Annotated in this window: 2 protein-coding genes; both read right to left on the bottom strand. The window is 30.8% G+C overall.

Annotation, left to right across the window (positions count from 1 at the left end; all coding sequences use genetic code 11):
• Positions 1 to 148: 148 nt before the first annotated feature.
• The gene (locus tag HMPREF0077_RS10075) at positions 149 to 355 is read right to left on the bottom strand and encodes a hypothetical protein (RefSeq protein WP_004837922.1); all 207 of its coding nucleotides are present in this window, start codon (positions 353 to 355) and stop codon (positions 149 to 151) included.
• A 19-nt stretch (positions 356 to 374) separates the two neighbouring features.
• Positions 375 to 624 (bottom strand): C40 family peptidase (locus HMPREF0077_RS10080; RefSeq protein WP_081445736.1); only part of this gene is annotated, 250 nt, incomplete at its 5' end.

The following is a 624-nucleotide window of genomic DNA, read 5'->3' on the forward strand; positions in this document are numbered from 1 at the left end:
GTAACATCAGACTTTGCAAATGCACTTGTATGCACAGTTGATGTTAAAACTAATAAAAGAGCCATAAAAAAGGCTCTTAGTCTGTTCGTATTAAATTTCTTCATTATGAATGTTCTCCTTTTCTTTTAATTTTTCTTCTCTTTTTCTATCATTGATTTTCTTCTTCCTTATTTTTTCTAACAATAAATAAAAATTCATCAAGAGATATTTTTCGACTTCGAAATTCCTTGATGACCTCTAAATTTTCTATTTCTTCTTGTTCCTCTACTAATAACTGAAGTTCTATTTCAATTTCTTCTTTTTTCTTTCTTAAATTCTTCTGTTTTTCTATGTTTCTGATTAATTTTTTATTCATAGATTTTTACTCCTTCCCCTTATTTTGGTCTACCAAAGGAATAAAAGTGATTTTTCCAATACCTTGAGTTTATACTGGCATATTGGATAGGATCTCCTGCATGGAGCATCATTCCATTTCCGGCATATATCCCTACGTGAGAAATTGGCGTACCCGAATTATATGTGCCTTTAAAGAAAATAATATCCCCAGGTTTTGCCTCGCTTGGAGATATTGGATTACAATAGTTTTTATAAATTTGCCAAGCTGTTGTCCTTGGCATTCTTTTT

Source organism: Anaerococcus tetradius ATCC 35098 (assembly GCF_000159095.1).
GTDB lineage: Bacteria > Bacillota > Clostridia > Tissierellales > Peptoniphilaceae > Anaerococcus > Anaerococcus tetradius.

What these genes read in the sequence shown, in the direction of transcription:
- HMPREF0077_RS10075 (WP_004837922.1), bottom strand. Translation starts at nt 355, where the DNA reads ATGAATAAAAAATTAATCAGAAACATAGAAAAACAGAAGAATTTAAGA.